The 22430-nt window shown below is 32.7% G+C and carries 22 protein-coding genes and 1 riboswitch; of the genes, 13 read left to right on the top strand and 9 right to left on the bottom strand.

The window, feature by feature from the left end; all coding sequences use genetic code 11:
- Positions 1–46 precede the first annotated feature (46 nt).
- The 6 genes from phoU to KA926_RS11605 form a co-directional block, all read right to left on the bottom strand.
- Positions 47–691, bottom strand: a complete 645-nt coding sequence (gene phoU / locus KA926_RS11630; RefSeq protein ID WP_019468770.1) for a phosphate signaling complex protein PhoU — start codon at positions 689–691, stop codon at positions 47–49.
- A 3-nt stretch (positions 692–694) separates the two neighbouring features.
- Complete coding sequence (pstB, locus tag KA926_RS11625) at positions 695–1576, bottom strand: phosphate ABC transporter ATP-binding protein PstB (protein ID WP_210144459.1); 882 nt, start codon at positions 1574–1576, stop codon at positions 695–697.
- Positions 1577–1669: 93 nt separating this feature from the next.
- Positions 1670–2581, bottom strand: coding sequence for a phosphate ABC transporter permease PstA (pstA, locus tag KA926_RS11620; RefSeq protein ID WP_210144456.1), 912 nt, complete (start codon positions 2579–2581; stop codon positions 1670–1672).
- A 1-nt stretch (position 2582) separates the two neighbouring features.
- Positions 2583–3512, bottom strand: coding sequence for a phosphate ABC transporter permease subunit PstC (gene pstC, locus KA926_RS11615; RefSeq protein ID WP_210144454.1), 930 nt, complete (start codon positions 3510–3512; stop codon positions 2583–2585).
- A gap of 200 nt (positions 3513–3712) precedes the next feature.
- The gene (locus tag KA926_RS11610; RefSeq protein WP_210144452.1) at positions 3713–4672 is read right to left on the bottom strand and encodes a PstS family phosphate ABC transporter substrate-binding protein; all 960 of its coding nucleotides are present in this window, start codon (positions 4670–4672) and stop codon (positions 3713–3715) included.
- Between the two features lie 327 nt (positions 4673–4999).
- Positions 5000–5899 (bottom strand): CvfB family protein, encoded by a 900-nt coding sequence (locus tag KA926_RS11605; RefSeq protein WP_107383939.1) that lies wholly within the window; start codon positions 5897–5899, stop codon positions 5000–5002.
- 143 nt (positions 5900–6042) lie between these two features.
- Here KA926_RS11605 and KA926_RS11600 point away from each other — a divergent pair, with 143 nt between their 5' ends.
- The 10 genes from KA926_RS11600 (at position 6043) to lysA (ending at position 17480) form a co-directional block, all read left to right on the top strand.
- Entirely contained in the window at positions 6043–7647 is a 1605-nt protein-coding gene (locus tag KA926_RS11600) for an ABC-F family ATP-binding cassette domain-containing protein (protein WP_210144450.1), read from the top strand.
- A 259-nt stretch (positions 7648–7906) separates the two neighbouring features.
- Positions 7907–8737: an aldo/keto reductase gene (locus KA926_RS11595; RefSeq protein WP_210144448.1), complete on the top strand. Its 831-nt coding sequence runs from the start codon at positions 7907–7909 to the stop codon at positions 8735–8737.
- A 175-nt stretch (positions 8738–8912) separates the two neighbouring features.
- Positions 8913–9091, top strand: a riboswitch (Lysine riboswitch).
- A gap of 82 nt (positions 9092–9173) precedes the next feature.
- A complete protein-coding gene (locus KA926_RS11590) occupies positions 9174–10382 on the top strand; it encodes an aspartate kinase (protein WP_210144446.1) in 1209 nt (402 codons plus the stop codon).
- A gap of 60 nt (positions 10383–10442) precedes the next feature.
- Complete coding sequence (locus KA926_RS11585; RefSeq protein ID WP_210144444.1) at positions 10443–11432, top strand: aspartate-semialdehyde dehydrogenase; 990 nt, start codon at positions 10443–10445, stop codon at positions 11430–11432.
- A gap of 1 nt (position 11433) precedes the next feature.
- Entirely contained in the window at positions 11434–12321 is an 888-nt protein-coding gene (gene dapA, locus KA926_RS11580; RefSeq protein ID WP_210144442.1) for a 4-hydroxy-tetrahydrodipicolinate synthase, read from the top strand.
- On the top strand, positions 12318–13040 hold the full coding sequence (dapB, locus tag KA926_RS11575; RefSeq protein WP_210144440.1) for a 4-hydroxy-tetrahydrodipicolinate reductase: 723 nt from the start codon (positions 12318–12320) through the stop codon (positions 13038–13040). Before dapA ends, dapB begins: the two co-directional genes overlap by 4 nt.
- 22 nt (positions 13041–13062) lie before the next feature.
- Positions 13063–13782 (top strand): 2,3,4,5-tetrahydropyridine-2,6-dicarboxylate N-acetyltransferase, encoded by a 720-nt coding sequence (gene dapD / locus KA926_RS11570; protein WP_210144438.1) that lies wholly within the window; start codon positions 13063–13065, stop codon positions 13780–13782.
- Between the two features lie 201 nt (positions 13783–13983).
- Positions 13984–15141: an amidohydrolase gene (locus KA926_RS11565; protein WP_107383932.1), complete on the top strand. Its 1158-nt coding sequence runs from the start codon at positions 13984–13986 to the stop codon at positions 15139–15141.
- Positions 15138–16211 carry an alanine racemase gene (locus KA926_RS11560; RefSeq protein WP_210144436.1) on the top strand — a complete coding sequence of 358 codons (1074 nt, stop codon included), beginning with the start codon at positions 15138–15140 and terminating at the stop codon, positions 16209–16211. Before KA926_RS11565 ends, KA926_RS11560 begins: the two co-directional genes overlap by 4 nt.
- Positions 16212–16214: 3 nt before the next feature.
- Complete coding sequence (gene lysA / locus KA926_RS11555; protein WP_210144434.1) at positions 16215–17480, top strand: diaminopimelate decarboxylase; 1266 nt, start codon at positions 16215–16217, stop codon at positions 17478–17480.
- A gap of 166 nt (positions 17481–17646) precedes the next feature.
- Here the strand turns inward: lysA and cspA are convergent, their stop codons facing one another.
- Positions 17647–17847, bottom strand: a complete 201-nt coding sequence (gene cspA / locus KA926_RS11550) for a cold shock protein CspA (RefSeq protein ID WP_001831260.1) — start codon at positions 17845–17847, stop codon at positions 17647–17649.
- Positions 17848–18031: 184 nt separating this feature from the next.
- Entirely contained in the window at positions 18032–18337 is a 306-nt protein-coding gene (msaA, locus tag KA926_RS11545) for a regulatory protein MsaA (RefSeq protein WP_064208967.1), read from the bottom strand.
- Positions 18338–18669: 332 nt separating this feature from the next.
- On the opposite strand from msaA, the gene KA926_RS11540 reads away from it, so the two are divergent.
- Genes KA926_RS11540 through KA926_RS11530 form a run of 3 tightly spaced genes read left to right on the top strand, consistent with a single transcriptional unit; the run spans position 18670 to position 20735 of the window.
- Positions 18670–18939, top strand: a complete 270-nt coding sequence (locus KA926_RS11540) for an acylphosphatase (RefSeq protein WP_210144432.1) — start codon at positions 18670–18672, stop codon at positions 18937–18939.
- 13 nt (positions 18940–18952) lie between these two features.
- Entirely contained in the window at positions 18953–19573 is a 621-nt protein-coding gene (locus tag KA926_RS11535; RefSeq protein WP_107383928.1) for a 5-bromo-4-chloroindolyl phosphate hydrolysis family protein, read from the top strand.
- 28 nt (positions 19574–19601) lie between these two features.
- Positions 19602–20735: a toxic anion resistance protein gene (locus KA926_RS11530; RefSeq protein ID WP_210144430.1), complete on the top strand. Its 1134-nt coding sequence runs from the start codon at positions 19602–19604 to the stop codon at positions 20733–20735.
- A gap of 276 nt (positions 20736–21011) precedes the next feature.
- Here KA926_RS11530 and brnQ3 read toward each other — a convergent pair whose 3' ends face one another.
- Positions 21012–22355: a branched-chain amino acid-like transporter carrier protein BrnQ3 gene (gene brnQ3 / locus KA926_RS11525; RefSeq protein ID WP_107383926.1), complete on the bottom strand. Its 1344-nt coding sequence runs from the start codon at positions 22353–22355 to the stop codon at positions 21012–21014.
- Positions 22356–22430 lie beyond the last annotated feature (75 nt).

The following is a 22430-nucleotide window of genomic DNA, read 5'->3' as shown; positions in this document are numbered from 1 at the left end:
GTTTTACAACTGGATGTAGCTTATCTCGACACCGTGCTTTTATATTTTAGTCATATGATTCGTAACGTTCACCTGTGACAAAGTAAAAAATACTTTCTGCAACATTGCTGATGTGGTCACCGATGCGTTCCAAATGTCTGGCTGCTAGATGTGCTTGTCCTGCAACAAAAGGATCATTATCTATTAAATAAGTTGTATTAACAATATTTTTATATAAATCATCAATATCTTCGTCACGTTCAATAATTTCCTTAATCAAGGTAACATCGTCTCTTTTTACTGCATCATCTAAATCTTTTAACATTAATAATGCAAGTTTACCCATTGTGTTCAATCTTGTAAGCACGTATTCATCGGTGATTTTAGCGCGTAATCTAATTTCTGCAATATTTGCAGCATTATCACCAATTCTTTCAAAATCAGAAGCAATTTTTAATGCAGCCATCATCAACCTTAAATCAGTAGCGATGGGCTGTTGTTTAGTAATTAACATAATTACTTTTTCATTTATTTCTGTTTCTAAGGCATTGATGTCTTTATCATTCGCAATTGTTTCCCGCGCATAATTTCTATCCTCTTCACTTAACGATTTTAATCCATATTCAATATTATAATATACGTGAAGGCCAAGTCGACGTAAATCTTTCATTAATGCGTCTAATTGGCCTTCATATTTCTCTCTAATAACCATATATTAACCGAAACGACCAGAGATATAATCTTCTGTTTGTTTATCAGATGGGTTAGAGAAGATTTTATCAGTGTCGTCGTATTCATTTACATAACCGTTAAGGAAAAATGCTGTTTTATCAGATACACGCGCAGCTTGTTGCATATTATGTGTAACGATAATAATCGAATATTTTTCTTTTAGTTCTTGTACGAGCTCTTCAACTTTTAACGTTGAAATTGGATCTAACGCAGATGTTGGTTCATCCATTAAAATAACATCTGGTTCAATTGCTAATGTACGTGCAATACAAACACGCTGTTGTTGGCCACCTGATAAGCTATATGCGTTTGTATCTAAGCGGTCTTTTAATTCATCCCATATTGCAGCGCCACGTAAAGATTTTTCTACAATTTCATCAAGAATTTTTTTGTTTTTGATACCGTGTATTTTAGGTCCGTATGTGATATTATCATATATTGATTTTGGAAATGGATTTGGTTGTTGGAACACCATTCCGACATTTGTTCTTAATTTTTCAACTGAATATTTTTCATCGAAAATATTTTGATCACGGTAAATGATTTTACCTGCTGTTTTAACAGATGGTACAAGTTCTACCATTCTATTTAATGTTTTAATATAAGTAGATTTACCACAACCTGATGGCCCTATAATAGCAGTAACATTATTTTCTAAAATATCAAGATTTATGTTTTTTAAAGCATGATTATCGCCGTACCATAAATCTAAATTTTTTGTAGAATAGACAATTTTTTTCTCACTATCAGGAATTTTATGTGCTTTGTTATCTGTGTCTCTATCAATCGATGCAATTGGTACTGAATTTTGATTTGTATGTTCCGCTATTTTTGTTTTTTCTTCTTTAATTGTATCTTTAGCCATAATTAAAACTCCTTTTACGGTTATTTTTAAACTATAAAATTATAATTTTTCCCCAAAAATAACCGATTAATTAAATTTGATTTTGAAATAACATTAATATTTTTTACTGTATTTGTTTCTCAAGAATATCGCAATTGCGTTCATTAGCAGTAAAATGATTAGCAAGACAATGATACCGGCAGACGCAACATTTTGGAATTCATCTTGTGGAAGTTTTGCCCAATTGTAAATCGACATCGGTAATGCTTGGAATTGGTCGAATACACTTGAAGGTAAACTTAATAATACGGTCGGTATACCGATTAGTATGAGTGGTGCAGTTTCGCCTAATGCACGTGATAATGCTAGAATGAAACCTGTGAGTATACCTGGAATTGCTGCTGGTAAGACAACTCGACGTATTGTTTGCCATTTGTTTCCACCTAAGCCATATGAAGCCTCTCTAACCGAACTTGGCACAGACCTAATAGCTTCCTGGCTTGCGACTATAATGACTGGTAAGATTAGTAACGACATGGTTAAAGCTGCTGCAAGTACTGAGTTACTTAAAGCAAGTGCTTCTATCCCCATACCTCTTACAAAAATAGTGAGTCCAAGTAAACCAAAAACCACTGAAGGCACGCCCGCTAAGTTTGAAATACTAACCTTAATAAAGCTTGTAAATGCATTATCTTTGGCATATTCCTCTAAATAAATTGCTGTACCTACACCTAATACAATTGAAATGGGTATGATTGTAATCATCAACCAAATTGTACCAATTAAACCACCTTTCACACCTGCCATTGAAGGCGTTGAAGATGAAAAATTACTGAAGAATGACGGTGTTAAATGGCCCGCGCCTTTAATGAGAGTGTCTATAATTAAAGCTGCTAGAAAAAGTAAGGCTACTAAAGTACATGTAAAGAATGCCCACTTATTAAATTTATTTGTTGTTAACCTACTGGAAAGTTTTTTTTCAACTTTTTGTTGATTAACAAGTGCTTTAGTATTTGTTTCTGCCATATTAATACTCCTCTCTAAAGCGTTTCGTAATCCATTGTGAAATTAAATTCATCACAAGTGTGAATAAGAATAATGTAAAACCAACGGCATAGATACTATAATAAATATCAGAGCCAAATGTCGCATCTCCTGTTGCCACTTGTACAATATATCCTGTCATAGTTTGGATTGACCCAGTTAAATTTAATGAGGAACTAGGTGTACTACCTGCAGCAAGTGATACAATCATCGTTTCTCCGATTGCACGTGAGACAGCTAATACGATAGATGCCATAATACCTGAAGTAGCAGCTGGTAATATCACTTTTGTTGCAACTTCAAATTTTGTTGCGCCTAAACCAAGTGCACCTTCACGTATTTTGTTAGGTACTGATGACATAGCATCTTCACTCATACTTGAAATCAACGGAATAATCATAACGCCTACGACAATTCCAGGACTAATTGAGTTAAAACTACCTAACTCAGGAAATATTGAGCGGAGGACAGGGGTAACAAATGTTAATGCGAAAAAGCCAAAAACAATTGTTGGAATTCCAGATAAGATTTCTAATATAGGTTTTATTATTTTTCTCACTTTTGTAGAAGCATATTCACTTAAATATAAAGCAGCTCCTAAACCAAGAGGAACAGCAACGATTGTTGCAATAACTGTAATTTTAAGCGTACCTAAAATTAATGCCCAAATGCCATATTGTGGTGTTGATGAGAATGGATTCCAATCTTTAGAAAATAAAAATTCAGTTATTGGAACGCGTGTAAAAAATGTAATGGTTTCTGTTAATAATGTAACGATAATCCCTATTGTTGCTAGAATTGAGCAAATTGCAATAATTCCCAGAATGATCGGTACAATTTTATCGCTAATACCTTTTTTCTTACCGTTATTTTTAGCAATCATTTCACTAACAGAAATATTCTGATTAGCCATGTAAATACCCTTCTTTCGTATAGACTCCCAATATTTAAAATAAAGTTGGGACTGTTCTTCATCTAGCGTTTAGCAACATAGCGATTTTCACTATATTGTTAAACGCTAGATGAATTGAACTTGGAAGTAGATAGATAAATTTAATAATACGTTTTGTCTATCTACTTCCTGAATCCCAACTTTAAAAATTGCTATTATGTTTATTTATCTTCTTTTTTGCTGTCTTTTTTGTCGCTATCTTTACCAATGATATCTTTTAATTTACTTTGTTGTTCTGTGTAATCTTTTTCAGGTAAGGCAACAAATCCTGCTTCTTCAGCTGATTTTCCTTTATCCTTCATAACAAATTTCATGAAGTCTTGGAATCCTTCATTATCTTTTAATTTTTTCTCGTTAGTGTAAATATAAAGTGGTCTACTTAATGCGTAAGAGCCATCTTGGATTGTTTTCTTAGTTGGTTCTGTCAATTGACCATTTTCATCCTTGATTTTAACTTCTTTTAATTTGTCTTTATTTTGTTTATAGAAGTTATAACCAAAGTAACCGACACTTTCTTTGTTTTTCTCTACTGATTGGACAATTGTATTTGTGTCAGCATTTTTCTCTGCTTTGATATCTTTTTTGTCCATAATTTCTTCAGAGAAGAAATCGTAAGTACCGTGTGATTGGTCAGGAGAGAATGCTTTAATTTCTTTATCAGGCCATTTTGAATTAACGTCTTTCCATGTTTTTGCTTTGCCTGAGTAGATTTCTCTTAATTGTTCTTTCGTAAGTTCATCTACAAAGTCATTTTCTTTATTTACTGTAATTGTTACACCATCTTGTGCAACTTTAAATTCATCATATTTAATGCCTTTATCATCTAGTTTTTTCTTTTCTTCATCTTTTATAGGTCTAGATGCATTTGAGAAATCAGTGCTGCCTGAAATGAATTTTTCAAATCCACCACCAGTTCCTGCTGTACCATTTGATACAGTTACATCGGAATTATCTTTAGCAAATTTTTCATTTAATTTTTCAATGATTGGACCTACAGTAGATGAACCGTCACCTTTAACTTCTCCACTTCCTTTACCAGAATCGCTATTTCCGCCGCCACAAGCTCCTAATAAAAGTGAAGCACCGATTACAGTAGTACCAAATAATTGCCATTTTTTCATTGAAACATCCTCCTAATAAGTGAATAACCCAAAAGTTATATGTATTTCTTACAGTCTCTATACTACACACCTTTTATTAAATACAAATATAGTTAATGTAAATGTTTTGTTAAGTATTTATTGACCTTGTTTACAAAATTCACAATGGTAGGATCTATGGTTTATATTTCTAAATAAACCTTGATATGATAACATTTGTAAAAAAATGAATATTACAAAAAGCGCATGATTTGTAATATAAAAACAAAAAAATCCTGTGCTACATGTTGGTTTATGTAGTACAGGATAAAATTATAAATATTTAAATACTATTTTATATAGAAAGAACTAGTCTTCAACTCTGCTCCACCCTTTATTAGTTAACGCGATTTTGCCAGTTTCAATTGTTATAATTTTGTTTTTATATAAATGACCAATCGCACGTTTAAATGCGCCTTTACTCATATTAAATACTTCTTTAATAGCTTCAGGGTTTGATTTATCCCAAAACGGCAATTCGCCATCATATTCTACAAGTAAATTAAATATATGTTGACCATCTTCGTCAAGTCTTTCATGTGCAAATGGTAAAAACGAACCGTTGAGTTCCCCTTTTTCATTATGCCCGATAATTCGAACTTCTAGCTTTTCACCTAAGCGAGGTTCCGATTTACGTTCAGACTCATGGACGAATATTTTATGACCATCTTTGGATAGCATGAAGCTTCCGATTCTTAAAACTCTGTATGGTCTTGCTTCGATAACTTTATTCTGTAATGTATCATCGTTTACTGGTGTGTACATTGAATCAACAATTGTTTCAGTTGCTAGACGTGCAAACATGTTGTTTTCGCTATCAATACGTAAAGTAACTAATAATTCATCACCTTGTATTGGCCATACATCTTTTACTTTTGGTAAATCAATCCACGGGATTAAAACTTCCCTTGGAAGACCTACATCAACGTGTGCACCATCTCGATCGGTTTTTAAAACTTTCACAAAATCATATTTGCTAGTTGTAATGTCTGGCATATTTTGTGTAGCAAACAATGCGCCAGATCTATTAGGATAAATGAAAAAGCTATATTCCTCGCCTATGATTAAATTATCTTCTTCATTAACTTCTGATTGATTGAGTTTAACTTCTTCGCCGTTTGGTCCTTGTAACTTGTAAGTAGATCCTTCTAATCCAACAACTTCAAGAAATTCAATGGAACCTACAATATTTTTCTCTTCTTGGGCCATACTGTTCTCCTTCGTACTTAAATTTATTCTTATCTATTATAACATGCCATAAAGAAACAAGCATCAACTCATTGTGAATGGTCGAAACTCCCTCTTAAGTGTGTTATAATTTGTCCGGTAGATTAACGTAAAGGAGCAAATGCATGTTACAAGTTACTGATGTGAGTTTACGATTTGGTGATCGTAAATTATTCGAAGATGTAAATATTAAATTTACAGAAGGAAATTGTTATGGTTTGATTGGAGCTAATGGTGCTGGGAAATCGACATTTTTAAAGATTTTATCTGGTGAGTTGGATGCACAATCAGGTCATGTATCTATGGGAAAAGACGAACGTTTAGCAATCTTAAAACAGGATCACTTTGCATATGAAGAAGAACGTGTGATTGATGTTGTCATTAAAGGACATGAACGTCTATATGAAGTAATGAAAGAAAAAGATGAAATTTATATGAAACCGGATTTCAGTGATGAAGACGGTATCAGAGCTGCAGAATTAGAAGGTGAATTTGCTGAAATGGACGGCTGGAATGCCGAAGCAGATGCAGGTTCTTTATTATCTGGATTAGGTATATCAGCAGATTTACAAGATAAAAAAATGGCTGAATTAGAAAATAACCAAAAAGTAAAAGTATTATTAGCCCAAAGTTTGTTTGGTAAACCTGATGTACTTCTACTTGATGAACCGACCAATGGTTTAGATATCCCTGCGATAAATTGGTTAGAAGATTTCTTAATCAATTTTGAAAATACAGTGATTGTGGTATCACATGATAGACACTTTTTAAATAATGTATGTACACATATTGCAGACTTAGATTATGGAAAAATAAAAGTATACGTAGGTAACTATGATTTTTGGTATCAATCAAGTCAATTAGCAATGAAAATGGCACAAGAACAAAACAAGAAAAAAGAAGAAAAGATTAAAGAATTGCAAGATTTCGTTGCTCGTTTCTCTGCAAATGCATCTAAATCTAAACAAGCAACAAGCCGTAAAAAACAACTAGAAAAAATTGAACTAGACGATATTCAACCTTCTTCACGTCGTTACCCATATGTGAAATTCACGCCAGAACGTGAAATTGGTAATGATTTACTATTTGTTGAAAATGTATCAAAAACGATAGATGGTAATAAAGTGTTAGATAATATTTCATTTACAATGAACCCTAATGATAAAGCAGTTTTAATTGGAGATAGTGAAATTGCGAAAACGACATTACTCAAAATATTAGCTGGTGAAATGACGCCAGACGAAGGAACTGTAAAATGGGGTGTTACGACTTCACGCAGTTACTTCCCTAAAGATAACTCTGAATACTTCGAAGGTGTAAATATGAACCTTGTTGATTGGTTACGTCAATATGCGCCTGAAGATGAACAAACTGAAACATTCTTAAGAGGCTTCTTAGGCCGTATGTTATTTAGTGGTGAAGAAGTTAAGAAAAAAGCGAGTGTTTTATCTGGTGGAGAAAAAGTGCGTTGTATGTTAAGTAAAATGATGTTATCTAGTGCGAATGTTCTATTACTAGATGAACCAACAAACCACTTAGATTTAGAAAGTATTACTGCAGTAAACGATGGTTTGAAAAATTTCAAAGGTTCAATGATTTTCACGTCGTATGACTTTGAATTTATCAACACAATCGCGAACCGAGTAATTGACTTAAATCCTACTGGTGGTTTATCAAAAGAAATATCTTATGAAGCTTATTTACAGGAAACTGGCGTATTAAATAAATAAGACCATTAAAAATATAGAAGTATATTAGTCAACACAAAGATTAAAAGTATTGCATATTTCAATGGTAAATTAGATAGCAAATAGCGTTATTAATCATATATGAAAAATACCATCAATGGATGAAATCATATGTTAAAGCTGAGATATTAATATCTCAGCTTTTTTGTTTATAGTCTTCTCCCCTATGAAGACTAAATATTAGGCATAAATGGTTATGCATTATATAATCAAAGACATATATCGTTATGGAGGTATGTAAATGGAACAGTTAAATATGTTAGATGGACAAGTGATTCCTCAAATTGGGTTTGGTACATATAAGTTAAATGGTGCGCATGGTGCACATGCAATTGTGAATGCATTAGAACAAGGTTATCGTTTGTTAGATACAGCTTATAATTATGAGAATGAAGGAACAGTTGGTAAAGCAATCGAGATGAGTAGTGTTTCACGAGAACAAATTATGATTACTTCAAAATTGCCTGGACGTTATCAATCTTACGACGATGCACTGACTGCAATTCAGGAATCAATTTATCGTTTAGGTGTTGAGTATCTTGATTTATATTTAATTCACTGGCCTAATCCTAAACAAGGTAAATATGTTGAAGCTTGGCAAGCGATGATTGCAGCACAAAAAGCGGGCTTAATAAAATCGATTGGTGTGTGTAATTTTTTACCAGAACATATCGAAACGCTACAACAAAAAACTGGTGTTCTGCCAGCAGTAAACCAAATTGAATTACATCCTTATTTCAATCAAGAAGCATTAGTTCAGTACAACTCATCCAAAGGAATTGTTACTCAAGCATGGAGCCCATTAGGTCGTGCTTCTAGTGTTATTGATGATGAAAATCTTGTCGAAATTGCTACAAAACATAATAAAACCATTCCTCAAGTTATATTAAAATGGCATATTCAAAATGGTGTTGTGCCTATTCCGAAATCTACAACTGTATCAAGACAACTGCAAAATATGGATGTTTTTGACTTTTATCTTGATAGTAATGATATTGAGAAAATCAATGCATTAACACGTACAGATGGCAGACGTAAAGACCAAGATCCGGCCACTTATGAAGAATTTTAAATTAAATTAATAGTTCATACATTTGGATATTTAAATTTTAATATATATAATTACACTTATTTAGCAAAACGTTAATAAAACAGTTTAATTTTTCAGTAAATTTAAAAAACTTTGTAAAAGCGGTTTACAGTACATATAAGCATATGTATAATATGATTCATAAACAAAATTAAATAAGTTTTGATGAGGCGCATCAATCATTAGTAAATTTTAGAAGAACCTGTCTGCTAGCAGCTAATTTTGAAAGGGTGAGATGCCGAAACAGTTATAATAGCAGCTTATAACAAGTTGGACTTTATGGTTAAGAGCTAAGAGTCTGTCATTATTTTAAAATAATGGAGTGCATCACTTGTATATAAATTATAGAACAGGTTCGCATTCCGGACTTGTTCTTTTTTTATATCACTGTGATTCTCCCCTATCAAATGAGGAGGATATGGAATTGGAAAGAAGTGTTTTGAAATTTGGAGGTTCTTCCGTAAGTGATTTTACTAAAATTAAAAATATAGCAGGCATGTTAAAAACAAGAGTTGATCAAGGCGAACAACTTATCGTTGTCGTTAGTGCAATGGGAAAAACAACAGATGAGCTTATGGCTAATGTTTCAACGCTTACTACGACACCTAAAGATCAAGAATTGGCCTTGCTATTAACAACCGGTGAACAACAGACCGTTTCCTATTTGTCGATGGTATTAAATGATATCGGTGTAAACGCAAAAGCGATGACTGGATATCAAGCAGGAATTAAAACGGTTGGGCATCATTTGAAAAGTAAAATTGCTGAAATCAATCCTAGTACATTTGAACAAGCTTTTGAAAACAATGATGTACTAGTGATAGCAGGGTTTCAAGGTATTAATGATGAATTAGAAATAACTACCTTAGGTCGTGGAGGCTCAGACACGACTGCTGTAGCTTTAGCTGCAAGTAATCAAACGACTTGTGAGATATATACTGATGTAGATGGTGTATATGCGACAGATCCAAGAGTTTACAAAGATGCGAAACGATTAGCATATGTATCTTATGAGGAAATGATGGAGATGAGTGCTTTAGGTGCAGGTGTACTTGAAACTAGAAGTGTGGAGTTAGCAAATAATTATAACATCCCACTGTATTTAGGAAGAACTTTATCAAATGTGAAAGGAACATGGATTATGTCACAAGCAGAATTATTAGAAAAAAAAGCAGTTACTGGTGTAGCATTAGATACACACATGTTACACGTTACAATTAGTTATCCCCTACCGGACAATAGATTATTGACGGATTTATTCAATCATTTAGAAGATGGATCAGTCAATGTGGATATGATTTCTCAAATCATTAATTTGGAAGGTTTACAAATGTCTTTTACGATAAAAGATACAGATGCTGTTCAAATAACAAACATCTTAGATGTGTTAAAAGAAAGGTTTAATGCATTAGACTTCAAGATTAATGAAGGATACGTTAAACTTTCATTAATTGGTTCTGGTATGCGAGATATGTCTGGTGTTGCTTCAAAAGCATTTATTACATTGATTGAAAATGATATTGCTTTTTATCAAACCACCACATCAGAAATTAGTATTTCATGTGTAATAGATTCCGAAAATGGTGAACGTGCAGTTCATGCCTTATATCAAACTTTTGATATCTGAATTTTCTAAATATAATTAATTTTTAAAAACTTATAAAAATGAAAATGGAGTGTATATTCTATGACAAAATTAGCAATAGCAGGCGCAACTGGTTTAGTAGGAAGAAAAATGTTAGAAACATTAGATCGTAAAAATGTACCGTTTGATGAATTAGTATTGTTTTCTTCAGCGCGTTCAGCAGGAGAAGAAATTGAATTCCAAGGCAAAACGTATACTGTTAAAGAATTAACTGAAGAGGCTGCAAGTGAACATTATGATTATGTTTTAATGAGTGCCGGTGGAAGTACAAGTGCCCACTTCTCCCCTATTTTTGAACAAGCTGGTGCCATTGTTATTGATAATTCTAGTCAATGGAGAATGGCAGATGACATTGATTTAATTGTACCTGAAGTTAATGAACCTGTTTTAAACAGAAAAATTATCGCTAATCCAAATTGCTCTACTATTCAATCGGTTGTACCTTTAAAAGTATTACAAGAAGCATTTGGCTTAGAGCGTGTAGCTTATACAACATATCAAGCAGTTTCAGGTTCTGGTGTAAAAGGTAGACAAGACTTATCTGAAGGTGCGAATGGTAAAGACCCGGAAGCATACCCTCACCCTATCTATAATAACGTGTTGCCACATATTGATAGTTTTTTAGAAAATGGGTATACAAAAGAAGAGCAAAAAATGATTGATGAGACTAGAAAAATTTTAAAAGATGATGATTTAAAAGTAACAGCAACTTGTGTACGTGTGCCTGTTCAAGATAGTCACAGTGTGCATATGAGCGTTACGCTTGAAAGTGAAAGTTCAGTCCAAGAAATTCAGCAACTCTTTGACAATGATCAACGCGTTGTACTGATTGATAATCCAGAACAAAATGAATATCCATTGGCGGTTAACGCTACTGGCAAAGATGAAATTTTTGTTGGTAGAATTCGTCGAGATGATTCATTAGATAATACTTTCCATGTTTGGTGTACTTCAGACAATTTACTAAAAGGTGCGGCTTTAAATGCAGTACAAGTTCTAGAGCAAGTAATGAGTTTGAAAGGAGTAAAATAAAATGGGACATATTTTTGAAGGTGTAGGTGTTGCTCTAACAACACCATTTACACACAATGAAGTTGATTTAAATGCGCTTAGAAGACATGTAAAATATTTATTAGAAAATAATGCGAAATGTATTGTGGTTAATGGTACAACAGCCGAAAATCCTACTTTAACAGATGAAGAAAAAGATCAAGTGTTGGAGACAGTTGTTAATTATGTAGATGGTAAAGTACCAGTTATTGCTGGAACGGGTACAAATAATACTCAAAAATCTATCCAAGCTTCAGTACGTGCGAGAGAAATTGGCGCAGATGGTATTATGTTAATTACGCCCTACTATAATAAAACAAATCAACGTGGATTGATTGAACATTTTACAACTATAGCTAACGCAGTAAAATTACCTGTCATTTTGTATAATGTACCTTCACGTACGAACATGACTATTAATCCAGAAACAGTTGAAACATTAAGTGATAATGAATATATTGTAGCGATAAAAGATGCTACTAATGATTTTGAATATATGGACGAATTAAAAAAACGTTTAGATTTAAATAACTTTGCTTTGTACAGCGGTAATGATGATAATGTGGTTGATTATTTTGAAAAAGGTGGCCACGGTGTCATTTCTGTTGCAGCAAATGTAATTCCTAATGCGTTCCAGTCTTTATTCGAAGCAAAACAAAGTGGAAAAGATATCAATTCACAATTTCAACCAATTCAAACACTATTAGATGCATTAGCTGTTGATGTCAATCCTATTCCAATCAAAGCATTAACAGCGGTTGAAGGGTTCGGTAATTATGAAGTACGCCTTCCACTGGTGACGCTTCAAGATGCAGAACGTCAAACATTAGAGCAAGCATACGAACAATTTAAAGCAGGTGACAATACATGAAGATTGTTTTAATAGGCTATGGAGCCATGAATCAACGGGTAGCAAGATTAGCTGAAGAAAAAGGACATCAAATTGAAGGTGTGATTGTACCTAATTCCTCAAAATCATACCCTTATCCAACGTACCAACGTATTTCAGACGTTAAAGATGCTGATGTCGCAATTGATTTTTCAAATCCAGAGTTATTGTTGCCTTTGTTAGACGATGAATTTAATTTGCCATTAGTTATCGCAACAACTGGAGAAAAAGAAAAAATTATTGCAAAATTAAAAGAATTAAGTAATGAAATGCCAGTATTTTTCAGTGCAAATATGAGTTATGGGGTTCACGCATTAACTAAAATTTTGGAAGCTGCTGTTCCCCTACTTCAAGATTTTGACATTGAACTTACAGAAGCACATCATAATAAAAAAGTGGACGCACCTAGTGGTACATTAGTAAAACTTTATGATGTAATTGAGTCTTTACGTGAAAAGACAACACCAGTTTACGACAGACATGAAATAAATGAAAAGCGTTCCCAAGATGAAATTGGTATTCACTCAATACGTGGTGGTACGATAGTTGGAGAACATGATGTTTTATTTGCAGGTACTGATGAAACAATAGAAATCACCCATCGCGCTCAATCAAAAGATATTTTTGCTAATGGAGCGATTGGTGCAGCAGAAAAATTAATTAATAAATCAAATGCATTTTATACATTTGATAATTTATAACTTTTAAGGAGCGAATTAAATTATGGTACAACATTTAACGGCAGAAGAAATTATTCAATATATAAGTGATGCAAAGAAATCTACACCACTTAAAGTTTATGTGAATGGACAGTTTGACGATGTAACGTTCCCTGACAGCTTTAAAGTGTTTGGTGGTTCTGATTCTAAAGTAATCTTTTGTGAAGCGGATGATTGGAAGCAATTTTATGAAAATAATCAATCAGTGATTGATGAATTAGAAGTTGAGATGGACCGTCGTAATTCAGCAATTCCATTAAAAGACTTAACCAATACGAATGCACGTATAGAACCTGGTGCATTTATTCGTGAACAAGCTACGATTGAAGATGGCGCAGTGATTATGATGGGTGCTACTATCAATATCGGTGCTGTAGTTGGTGAAGGAACAATGGTAGACATGAACGCAACACTTGGCGGTCGTGCTACTACGGGTAAAAACGTCCATGTTGGAGCTGGTGCAGTATTAGCTGGTGTGATTGAACCGCCTAGCGCATCACCAGTAGTCATTGAAGATGATGTACTCATTGGTGCAAATGCAGTGATTCTTGAAGGTATTCGTGTTGGTGAAGGTTCTATTGTTGCAGCTGGTGCAATCGTTACGCAAGATGTCCCTGCTGGATCTGTAGTTGCTGGAACACCAGCAAAAGTAATTAAGCAAACAAGTGAAGTTGAAGATTCAAAAAGAGAAATCGTTTCAGCACTAAGAAAATTAAATGATTAATTAATAAAAACTGAAATTTTAATATTTATAGGAGGTTTTAGACGACATAACATGCAATCATTGATAAATACATTTATTTTAATGTATATATTAATATGCAACTATGCAAATCGTCTAACCTCCTTTTTATACATAAATTTTCTTAATTGAGCATTAATTTATACCTATACATATTACAATAACTAAAAGGATTTGATTTTAATGAATGAGTTAGAATTTGTTACAACCCATAGACGTCACTTACATCAACATCCAGAATTAAGCCTCCATGAATTTGAAACCACTAAATATATTGCAGCATTTTTAGATGATCTTAATATCGAATATCACCGGCCACTGGAAACAGGTTTGATTGCCTATCTTCCTGGTAATGGTAATCATACGATTGCTTACCGCGCGGACATAGATGCCTTACCTATTTATGAAGAGAATGACATCCCGTATCGTAGTAAAACTGATAATGTTATGCACGCATGTGGGCATGATGGACATACAACTGCATTAATGCTATTTGTTAAACGATGTAAATCTATGGCAGATCAAGGTACACTACCTCAAAATATTGTATTTATCTTTCAGCCAGCTGAAGAAACTGGAGGTGGCGCAAATCGTTTAATCCGTGCAGGGGCTTTTGATAAATACCCTATCGAAGCTATATTTGGTATTCACGTAATGCCTTTTGAAGATGAAGGTCGAGTTGTGATTCGTGACGAGGAAATTACAGCAAGTGCCACAGAATATCGTTTTTATTTAACTGGTCTATCAAGTCATGTTGCGGACAAAGAGCAAGGACATTCTGCTGGAGAAGCGCTACAACATGTTTTAAGTCAAGTTGGTCAGATACAACAATTCCATTTAAATGGGTTAAAGAGAAATATTGTACATATGGGTCATTTTGAAGCTGGAGAAGCCATAAATACAGTTCCTAGCAATGGTTATTTAGAAGGAACAATTAGAACTTATGATGTCTATGATTTGGAAACTGTTAAACAGCAAATGAACAAAATTGCTGAAAGTGTAAAATTATTGTTTGATGTTGATTGTGAAGTGAAGTTTGAAGAAGGCTATCCACCAACATATAATTCACCTGAATTACGTAAACATGTTGAAAATGGTCTGAACATTGCCAACTTAACAATAGTAGACAAGCCTACACCGTATTTATTTGGCGAAGATTTTAGCTTTTATAGTCAACTTGCACCTAGTTATTTTATTTTTGTCGGTGTACGAGATGAGTCAAATGGTTTTGTAACAGGTTTGCATACTGCCCATTTAAATTTTAATGAACATATGTTAATTAAAATTGTAGATTATTATGAAGCGATTTTAAAATCTTATAGTGAGGTGGAAACACAATGACAGCAATATGGTCTGTGGATGCTCAACGATTTTATAATAATGCGCTTAAAGTAATCCAAAATAATCAAATTATGGCAGTAGTTAAAAATAATGCTTATCATTATGGATTGGAATTTGCTGTACAGCAATTTTTAAAAGCAGGTATTAATACCTTTAGTACGACATCCTTAAGAGAAGCAGTTCGCATTAGACAATTAGCCCCTAATGCAACAATTTTCTTAATGAATGCGGTATATGAATTTGATAAAGTGCGAGATTATCAGATTCAAATGACCCTGTCCTCATTAAACTTCTATTATGAACATGTTGATGATTTACAAGGTATTCAAGTGCATTTAGAATTTGAAAATTTACTTCATCGTTCAGGTTTGAAAAGCATTGATGAAATAAGAGAATTGATACATCATCATATGAAAAATGCAAATAAAAATAAAATGCATATCGCTGGTTTATGGACCCACTTTGGATATGCTGATGAATTTGATGTATCTGAATATAACGTAGAGCGTAAGGCTTGGTTAGATATTGTTAGTACATTAATAGACGAAGGTTATCACTTTGATATGATACATGCACAAAACAGTGCAAGCTATTATAGAGAAAACGGTGTGCTTGAAAACCATACACATGCGCGAGTCGGTATTGCGCTTTATGGCTCTAGACCTTATCAAACAATTGATGTAAATGCGATTGAACAATCATTGACTGTAAAAGGTAATGTCATCCAAATTCGTGAAGTAAATGAAGGAGATTATTGTGGCTATAGTTTTGCATTTGAAGTTAAACATGATCATACAAAATTAGCAGTAGTTGATATTGGCTATGGAGATGGTATTCTTAAGTCAAGAGCAAAACATGAGGCACTTATCAATGGCAAGCGTTACCCTATTCGTGCGTTGATGATGAGTCATATGTTTGTTGAAGTTGATCATAAGGTGCATGCACAAGACGAAGTAATATTATATAATAATGATATTCGTGTTGATGAGTTTACATTTAAAGGTGTTGGCGCGAATTCTGAACAATTAAGTGCAATGAATCATGACTCACTAATAAAGGAGTATAGATAAATTATGGTAGTAGAATATAATGATCGTGGCGAGTTAACAATGGGAGGTACAAGTCTTAAAACAATAGCACAAAGTTTCGGTACCCCTACGATTGTTTATGACGAAGATCAAATCAGAACACAAATGCAACGATTTCACTCTGCTTTTCAGAAAAGTGGATTGAACTATAACATTTCATATGCTTCTAAAGCATTTACCTGTCTACAAATGGTGAAATTAGTACAAGAAGAAGGTCTTGAACTTGATGTAGTATCTGAAGGAGAACTGTATACAGCATTGGAGGCAGGTTTTGATCCACAGCATATACATTTTCATGGTAACAACAAGACAAAACATGAGATACAGTATGCATTAGAAAGTAAAGTTGGTTACATCGTTATTGATGCTTTAGAAGAAATAGAACTCATCGATAAGTATGCGAGTGAAACGGTTAATGTCGTATTACGTTTAAACCCTGGTGTAGAAGCACATACTCATGAATTTATTCAAACTGGTCAGGAAGATAGTAAATTTGGTCTGTCAATTAAACATGGGTTGGCAATACAAGCGGTTGAAAAAGTAAAAAACACTAAACATTTAAAATTAAAAGGCGTTCACTTCCATGTAGGATCACAAATTGAAGGCACAGAAGCAATGATTGAAACTGCAAAAATAATAATTCAATGGTTAAAAGAAAATGCTATAAATGTTGATCTGATTAACTTGGGTGGTGGCTTCAGTATTAAATATGTTGAAGGTGATGTTAGTTTCCCTATCGAAACAGGTATTACTGAAATCACTGATGCAATTAAACAATTTTCAACTGAATTTGACTATCCTCTTCCTGAAATTGGAATAGAGCCTGGGAGATCCATTGTTGGAGAAGCTGGTATAACATTATATGAAGTTGGCACAATCAAAGAGATTCCCAATGTTAACAAATATGTATCGGTAGATGGTGGTATGAGTGATCATATCCGTACTGCGTTATATGACGCACAGTATGAAGCATTGTTAGTTAATAGAAATGAGCCTAAAGATGAAACTGTAACAATTGCTGGTAAACTTTGTGAGTCTGGAGATATTATAATTAAAGATGCTAAGTTACCTAGTACAGTTAAGCGTGGTGACTATCTAGCAGTATTATCAACTGGTGCCTATCATTATTCCATGGCTTCTAATTATAACCAAATGCAAAAACCATCAGTATTCTTTTTAAAAGATAGTAAAGCGAGAGAAGTTATAAAACGACAATCATTGCGACAATTAATCATAAATGATACAAAATAACTTGTTAGTATTTTAAAGAACCAAACATATTTAAAAGCTCTTTTTAAAGTACTCGATTTACGAGTATTCACTTTAAAAAGAGCTTTTTAAGTTACAATTTATTAATTTGTATATTAAAAAAGAACCTTTAACAAGGTTCTTTTTATAGTCAATATTGCAATCTATATTATAGTTTTACAACGTTCGCAGCTTGAGGACCGCGGTCGCCTTCAACTACTTCAAATTCAACTGATTGACCTTCTTCTAATGATTTGTAACCTTCTTGGTTAATCGCTGAGAAGTGTACGAATACATCGTTTTCTCCTTCTACTTCGATAAAACCAAATCCTTTTTCAGCGTTAAACCATTTTACTGTACCTTGTTTCATAAATGTGAAACCTCCAAGACTAATATTCATTCAATATGCATTATTCGCATATTACAAAAAATACAATTTCACAGTGTAAATCTGTCTTACAATATTCTTTGCAATATGGAATAAAACAATTGCTTGACTCATATTATAAGCCATAATAGCTGAAAATGCAATGCAATTATGAAAAAACAATTTATTAAACAATCGGTAATTTATAATAAACTTCATTATTATTTAAAACAATATAACTATAAAAAATCTGTAAATCTTCATCACAATCTTCACAAAATCCTAATTCACAATTATTATAAAATGCATGAATATTATATTTACCAACTAGGAAATTATCATAATGTCTTTTACTATTTTCAATGATTGATTGATAGTAATTTAGCATTTTCTCATAGTTTTCAAAATGATATTGTTCTACGATATGATCAGTCCAGTCACTAAATAACCACCAGCCTTCATAATCAGCTCGAATTTTTGCAACTGTCCACATGTAAATTACACCCTTTCACTTTCAACTTCATATTTTAACTTCGTCAAATACATTTTTCGTTCATTATTAACATTATATTAAGTTTGATTTATTACGTTCATTTTGATTTATTTGCAAATATTAGCTATATGTATGTAATGTATTAAAAGAATACATTTATTCATCGATACTCAAATGATATTGCTAAATAGCTATGTGTAATATTTTAACTGTATCATACACAAAATCAAGTTATCTGTTTCATACTTTTGACGGATAGACAATTGTTGTTCAGACAAAAATATTAGTTTTGTATGACAAAATTTCGTATAATGATAATAAGAGGTGATTATATGCAATGCAAACATATTAAAGTATTCGGTATAGTGCAAGGCGTTGGTTTTCGCTATTATACTGAGAAGATAGCAAGAAAATATAATGTTGTGGGTACTGTTCAAAATATATCTGATTATGTAGAGATTTATGCCCAAAGTGATGAGGCATCACTAACTTCATTTATTAACGCTATCATTGAGGGTGCTTCACCTGCTTCTCAAGTTGAAGATTATGAAATTGAAGAAATAGAAACGAACCCATCATGGAAAAATTTTAGTACATTATAAAGGAAGATGAAGTTTGAGATATAATATTTCGCGAATTTATGGGACCATTATTGCTTTTCCAATAGCAGTTATCGCGTGGATTTCTAGTATATTTGCATTAGAATTAAATTTTATTTTTGATTTTCTTATTTCTGCAGTAGCGTTTATAGCATTCTACTTCCCTACTCAGCGTTTAACTTCTAGAAAATATTTAAATGAAATTGGCTTAACACGAAGAGATTATCATTTTGTAAATAGTCAATTAAATAATGCTCAAGACAAGATAAGAAGAATTTTAAAATCTTTTGTTAATGTGAGATCAATCAAAGATTTTAGACAAGTAAATGAAATATATAGATTATCTCGAGCTATTTACTTTGCTGTTAAACAACAACCCAGAATGTTTTTTAAAGTAGAAAGTTTTTTCTACTCTCATATTGATAATGCATTGAATCTCATTGAATCTTATACGAGATTAGCAAAATCTCCAAAAAAATCTGAAGAAGAAAAGCAAAAGTTAGCACAAACTCGTATCACATTAGATGAAGTTAAACGAACTTTAGTAGCGGACTTAAAGAGAATTAATGAAGAAGACTATAGTCAATTGGATATAGAAATGGAATTAAATAAAATTGAACAAAAAAGGCATAAGTAAATTACATGAAGAAATGGAGTGAAATTAAATGGTAAGAGAACAAGACTTTTTAAATTCGCATCCATTGGATAAATATATTGATGAACAATCAGCAAATGAATCGGAAATTATCAACAGCACAAAACAATTTACTCAAGAAGATCAACAGAAAATTAATGAATTGAGTAAACAAATAAAACCAATGGATAATGATAGCTTATTAAATTATGGTACTACTGCACAATCTGATATGTCTCAATTCTCACACCGTATTCTTAATGAGGTAAAAACTACAGATGTTGGCCCTGTTGGGGAATCCTTAAATGGATTGATGAGCAAACTTAAATCAGTAAACCCAGATGAGTTAAACCCAGAAAATCAATCGAAATTAAAACGTATTTTCAGAAGAACAAAAGCATCAGTAAATGAAATTTTTTCAAAAATGCAATCTGTCGGTTCTCAAATTGATCGTATTTCTATTGAATTAGACAAACATAAAAATAATTTAAATAAAGATATAGGAATGCTAGATGAATTGTATAATTTAAACAAAGCGTATTTTGATGAATTAACACTGTATATTGAAGCTGCTAAAAGAAAGCAACAAGTACTCCAACAGGAAGATGTGCCTAAATTAAACGCACAAGCTGAATCTACAGGTAATCAAATGGATGTTCAAGCTGTATCAGATATGGAACAGTTTATAGATAGATTAGATAAACGTATTTATGACTTACAACTATCCAGACAAATTGCTATACAAACAGCACCTCAAATTCGAATGATTCAAAATGTAAACCATGCCTTAGCAGAAAAGATTCAAAGTTCCATTTTAACGAGCATTCCTTTATGGAAAAATCAAATGTCAATTGCTTTGACGTTAATGAGACAACGCAATGCAGTTTCTGCACAGAAAGCAGTAACAGATACAACAAATAATTTGTTACTCAAGAATTCAGAACTATTAAAACAAAATGCAGTTGCTACAGCTACTGAAAATGAACGTGGTGTCGTTGATATTGAGACCTTAAAAACAACACAACAAGATATTATTGATACGATTGAACAAACGCTCCAAATTCAAGAACAAGGTCGAAATAAACGTAGACAAGCAGAAACTGAATTAAACCAATTAGAAACAGAAATGAAGAATCAATTATTAAGTATGAAACAGGAAAAATAAAAAAATTTAAAATATAAGTTTATAAAAAAGCCTGTGAATGAATCATGGAATGCATTCATTCACAGGCTTTTTTCTTGAATAGAAGATTTTGTTTTGTATGTTATACCATTGTCTTAAATTGTAATCAAGAAATCATTTTTCTCATCAGTAATATGCCAAGTTTCGTATGATGAATCTATCCCAATATACAGCAAACGTCAATTTCTATTAAAATAATATAGAAATTGACGTTTATTTATTAATGGAGGATAACTATACCCTAGCTGTTTGATTATATTATTCTTTTTCGTAAACGATAGTTTCTTGTTTTTTAAACAATGGCGCTACAATATAACCAATAATTGTAGTAATAACTGCAATTGGGAACCACTCTAATGAATAATCTTTCAATGGTAAGTTATCAATAAGGCCTAATTTAATCCACCCTTGAGTATGCACCACACTAAGGATCGAAACAATGGAAACTACCGCTACAGGAATTTGCTGTGCAATTGGTTTTGTTGGAACAAAACGTGCAATTAATATTAGTAGTACTGAAGTGATAGCTACTGGATATACAATACTTAAAACTGGAACTGACATCGTAATCACTGAATTTAATCCTTGGTTTGCTAAAATAAAACTCACTAATGTGAAGATGATAACGTAAGTTTTGTATGAAATTCTCGGGAATATTCTATTAAAATACTCTGAAACAGATACAATCAATCCACAAGCAGTTGTTAAACAAGCAAGTGCTACGATAATACCTAGCAAGTACTTCCCAAAAGCACCAAATCCAGTGCTTGCCATTGTTGTTAGTAAATATGTACCAATATTTTGATCATTAGCAATTAAACTTGCAACTTTCTCTTGCGGTACAGCCATGTGGTTACCTATAAATCCTAAAGAAATATAAATGAACATAAGTGCAACTGCAGCAATAATACCAGCTAATAGTGTTTGTCTGAAAATTTTATTAGCATGCGTGACACCAGTCGCTTTAACCGCATTAACTACAATCATTGAAAAAGCAATGGCAGCAATAGCATCCATCGTTAAATAACCATTAGTAAATCCTTGAGAAAATCCTGCAAAATTAGAAGTGAAAGCTTCAGCTGCTTGACTATGTGTATTGCTACCATAATCAACAAACCCTTTGATAATCATCGCTAAAATAGTAATCAATAATAAAGGTGTTAACAATGAACCGATGCGATCTACCATTTTATTTGGATTGATACATAAATATAAAACTACTAAAAAGTAAATAATTGTAAATATAAACAATGCTAAGCTGCTATTAGTATGGGCAATTGGTGTAATTGTCATTTCAAATGACGTTGATGCAGTACGTGGTATTGCAAAAAGTGGTCCTATTGTTAAATATATGATAATTAAGAATACAACAGAGAATTTTGGCGAAATTTTATTCAAAGAACCAATATAACCTTGTTTATCTAAAGCACCAACGACTACCCCTAATAATGGTAGTCCTATACCTGTTAAAGCAAATGCTAATATGGAAGGCCAAAAGAATTGACCGCTATCTAAACCTAAATTTGGTGGAAATATAAGATTCCCTGCTCCGAAAAACATAGCGAACAGTGTAAACCCTATAATCCATGTATTTTTATTCATAAATCGTTCTCCTTCTTGCCTATAAAATAATATTTACTATTCTATCACGATTTATAAGAATGCGTCTATATAAAT

Origin of the sequence: Staphylococcus sp. GDY8P94P, from assembly GCF_017892255.1 — a bacterium.
GTDB lineage: Bacteria > Bacillota > Bacilli > Staphylococcales > Staphylococcaceae > Staphylococcus > Staphylococcus cohnii.
This window is presented reverse-complemented; position numbering and strand designations above follow the sequence as displayed.